This window comes from Sunxiuqinia dokdonensis (genome assembly GCF_001270965.1).
GTDB lineage: Bacteria > Bacteroidota > Bacteroidia > Bacteroidales > Prolixibacteraceae > Sunxiuqinia > Sunxiuqinia dokdonensis.
In genome coordinates this window covers 1-3,941 of record NZ_LGIA01000058.1, presented here as the reverse complement: position 1 = coordinate 3,941, position 3,941 = coordinate 1, and the positions used below count along the sequence as shown (strand labels likewise).

Sequence of the window (3,941 nt, the reverse complement as noted above, 5' to 3'; positions counted from 1 at the left end):
GCTGGTGCCGTTGATGAAAACTTCCGCTTCGTAGTCCACCGCTCCAAAGTTTAATCGGATGCGTTGGCCATTCCAGCTCTCAGGTACAATAAAATGGCGGCGATACCAGATGCGCGGATGGTGTTCCATCACGCCTGAAATAGCGGATTCAATGGCAAACGGAACCAAGATCCTGCGTGTTAAGTCTCCTGCGGGTAAGGGGTCCTGAGCACCGATTCCCGGCTGAAACTGCCAAATACCATTAAGATTCTTCCAACTGCTGCGTTCAAGTTGAGGCCGGGGATATTCCGGTAACACGTTTTCCGGATCAATGTCTTGTGAAAAGTTGGTCATGAGCGGAGCCTGTTTCATTTGCCAATCTTGAGCCATAGAAAAAAAAGGTAAGATCAGCAACAGGACTTTAAGCGTAAATTTCATGTTCGGGTGATTTTGTTTTTATTTAGGTTTCACATCGGGTATAGTAGCTATCTACCACCTCTTTCAAAAGAACGAAGTCTGTTTTTGTATCTTCACTTCGCCGTCTGTTACTGGTACACCTAAATGCGAACAATCACTCATGGAAATATCAATTTTCAGCATGATTCACTTTCCTTTTTGAGCTGTGACGATTGTTTGATGTGGAGGGGTTGGGCTCACTTTTTTTGAGTGAAAACAAGTTGCTCGTCTCCATCGGTTAAGACTAGGTTTGAGCCCTCAATCTTGTAACTCCACGTCCGGTTGTTGAGTAATTTCAGAAACTGACTTTCGGTCTCAAGGTCAGGACAGGCCATCTTGGTGGTCATAATCATCCCGAATTTCAGCGTGTTGCCTGATTGTTGGACGGGGCCATTCATTCGGTTGCAACCTCCAAATCCACTAACCCGGCCTTCGTTGAGTTGAAACTCCAGGTAAGGGAGTTTATCTTCAACCGTTACCGGAAGATCGTTTATCAGTTGTAATTCCCAAGTCGTGTTCAGTTGGCTTTCGACTTGAGCAGACGGTTTATCTTTGGTTAAAATATACCAATTGGCATAACTCGACTCAATGGGATTTCCTTCCAGATCGAGAATAAACAGTTGATTGTTCTTGGCAACAAATTGCCTCAAACCCGAGTGCTCGGGCTTGCTGGTGAGTTTGACAATGGTGTCGTTAATAAGCTCATATTTCCCGGAATCCCGAAAGTCGCTGGCTTCGCGTCCCTGGTAGCGAGTGGTTTCGCTGTAGGTGAAATTTTTGTTCAAACTGAGTGTGTAGCTTATACCCGGGCAGTCGGCACAGGGCAGTTCGCCAAAATACTGACCCGTAGGCACAGCCTGCTTTTTTAAAGCACAAGCCTGCATTAAAAGAGCAAGCATCAACAACCAATTTAAATTCTTCATTTCAGTCTTTTTTGCCTTTGATTTACCAAGAACTGCTTTTTCCTTGGCTTTGCATGTAATTAAAACTGCCGATAGACAACAAATGTTTATAAGAATCTTCAAGATCGACAAATTACAACTACGGTTGCGTTAATGGAGGTTTTGAGTTCAATTATTAACTAAAATTAACATTGTTTAGGTTGAGGTATTGTTTAAGCAATGCACAGGATTTTAGTATATTTGGCCAACTTTTTATATACTTTATTCGCTATTTATTTATGAACAACTTTAGAAATTTCCTGCTGTTGACGTGGATTGCAGCCTTTTCTGTGGGGATGGTCAGTGCGCAGGACAATGAAAAGCCTGAAGGCTATCAATTCTCTCTAATCAATGAAATTCCAAACACATCGGTGAAAGATCAATATCGTTCGGGGACCTGTTGGTCGTTTTCCGGATTAAGCTTTCTTGAGGCCGAAATCCTTCGCAAAGGTGGACCGGAAGTTGATCTCTCCGAAATGTTTATCGTGTGGCACACTTACGATGAAAAAGCACAGAAATATGTACGTCTGCACGGCAATTTGAACTTTTCGGCTGGCGGTGCTTTTCACGATGTGACGCAGGTCATTAAACGATATGGAATCGTTCCCGAAGAAGTTTATACGGGCCTAAATTATGGTGAATCCAAGCACGTTCACGGCGAAATGGATAAGGTGCTTTTGAAACAGGTGGAAGGGATCATTGAGAATCCGAATAAAAAATTAAGCTCGGCTTGGCGCGAATCGCTTCGCGGAACGCTGGATTCCTATTTGGGCGAAATTCCGGCCAGCTTCGAATACAAGGGAACAACATACACGCCCATGAGTTTTGCGCTTGATTACGTGGGGCTTAACATGGACGACTATGTTGAAGTGAGTTCATACACACACCATCCGTTTTATTCCAAGTTTATTATTGAAGTTCCGGACAACTGGATGTGGGATGAGGTGTACAATGTTCCTTTGAATGAGTTTGAAGAAATTATCGATCACTCGCTGGCCAATGGTTATACGGTAGCCTGGGCTGCTGATGTGAGTGAAAAAGGTTTCAGCACATCTAAAAAGGGCGTGGCTGTTATTCCTGCCGTTGACAAGGAAGAAATGAGCGATGCGGAAATTGCCCGTTGGGAAAGCTTATCGGAAAGTGAAAAGAACACCGAACTATACAGGCTGGAGAAACCCGGTCCGGAGAAAAAAATTACGCAGGAAATGCGTCAGGAAGCTTTTGACAACTACCAAACCACCGACGATCACGGCATGTTGCTTGTTGGCACAGCCCAAGATCAGGACGGAACGGTCTATTACAAAGTGAAGAATTCGTGGGGTGATTACAATAATTACGATGGATTTTTTTATGCGTCGAAACCCTACGTTCAATACAAAACCATGAGCATCATGGTTCACAAAGACGCCATTCCGAAAGCGATTCGAAAAAAATTGAATCTATAGCATACGAAACTCCCACAGCCATGGGAGTTTTTTTTATGCCATTGATCGGGTGATTCCTATCTTTGGCCTGGCTTTTACGATGGAAATAGCTTGTCGTCTATTTCAGAAATGGATAGGAGCGCCATGTTTGTCTATCTCCAACGGTGAGGTCGCCAGAACTAATTCTCTACAAAATCAGCTTGATGAAGCGACTAATATTTTTTACACTTGCCTGTTTCTCGATCGTTTGTGCGCAGGCGCAGGAGGATTGGTCGTGGTGGAATGAAACACACGGCTGGGAGTCTGGCATGCCCGGCTGGCGCAGTTTTCTTACCATAAGCCCCGGTTATTTAGGCCCCAACGCACTGCCAGTTCCTGATGTGGCTAACGGCTTGCTTGAAAAAGCAAAAAGTGTGAAGCTGAGTTCCGACTTTCATTTTCGAAAAGGAGATCACACCCAAAACCTGGCTGGTCGTTTTTATTTTCCGTTTTCGGATAAAATTGCAATTGAGGTGTACGGCGTTTGGCTTGAACATTATGCCATGTCAGATGCCATTCGGGATGAGCGGGCTGCCCGCGACCGCGATGGAAATGGGCTGGCTATCGGCGATCTGTATTTTGGAACTTCGATTCAGTTGGTGAAGGACCGCAAGTTTCCGAATACCTTGGTGCGTATGGTCGGTAAAACGGCTTCGGGCAGGCCATTTGATGCTGCCCGGTACAGCGACAGCCCCGGATATTTTTTTGATTTCAGTTTTTCAAAGGAAGTTCCCCATTTGATGGGGAGAATGAACGGTTTGCCATTTGCATCGTTTGGTTTTTACTCGTGGCAAACCAACGATATGAACAACCTCCAAAACGATGCGTTGATGTACAGTGCCGGATTCGAATTCAGCAATGAAAAATGGACGGTGACCAACTCCGTAAGCGGATATTCAGGATATAAAAATGAACGGGATCAGCCTGCGGTTTATACTTTTTCAGCAAAAAAAGCGCTGAGAAAAAATGCCCTTCAATTTCAATATATTTGTGGGCTGCATGATTGGAAATATCAAACTATAAAAATTGCACCAGGCCATCCCATTTTTCACCGGAATAACGATTGAAAAACAAGACCACGTCACCGTGATTGGTTGTCAGA

Annotated in this window: 4 protein-coding genes; 2 read left to right on the top strand and 2 right to left on the bottom strand. The window is 44.4% G+C overall.

Going from position 1 to position 3,941, the window contains the following annotated elements; translation table 11 throughout:
- Together NC99_RS05545 and NC99_RS05540 are read right to left on the bottom strand one after the other, a co-directional pair.
- On the bottom strand, nucleotides 1-417 hold a 417-nt coding region (locus NC99_RS05545; RefSeq protein ID WP_394330539.1), incomplete at its 3' end, for a sugar-binding domain-containing protein.
- 215 nt (nucleotides 418-632) lie between these two features.
- On the bottom strand, nucleotides 633-1,358 hold the full coding sequence (locus tag NC99_RS05540; RefSeq protein WP_082326326.1) for an META domain-containing protein: 726 nt from the start codon (nucleotides 1,356-1,358) through the stop codon (nucleotides 633-635).
- 257 nt (nucleotides 1,359-1,615) lie between these two features.
- On the opposite strand from NC99_RS05540, the gene NC99_RS05535 reads away from it, so the two are divergent.
- Together NC99_RS05535 and NC99_RS05530 are read left to right on the top strand one after the other, a co-directional pair.
- Entirely contained in the window at nucleotides 1,616-2,821 is a 1,206-nt protein-coding gene (locus NC99_RS05535) for a C1 family peptidase (protein WP_053180700.1), read from the top strand.
- A gap of 182 nt (nucleotides 2,822-3,003) precedes the next feature.
- Entirely contained in the window at nucleotides 3,004-3,906 is a 903-nt protein-coding gene (locus tag NC99_RS05530) for a hypothetical protein (protein ID WP_053180698.1), read from the top strand.
- Nucleotides 3,907-3,941 lie beyond the last annotated feature (35 nt).

Bases quoted from the DNA above. Each gene is read 5' to 3' on its own strand.
- NC99_RS05540 (WP_082326326.1), bottom strand. From the start codon at position 1,358: ATGAAGAATTTAAATTGGTTGTTGATGCTTGCTCTTTTAATGCAGGCT.
- NC99_RS05535 (WP_053180700.1), top strand. From the start codon at position 1,616: ATGAACAACTTTAGAAATTTCCTGCTGTTGACGTGGATTGCAGCCTTT.
- NC99_RS05530 (WP_053180698.1), top strand. From the start codon at position 3,004: ATGAAGCGACTAATATTTTTTACACTTGCCTGTTTCTCGATCGTTTGT.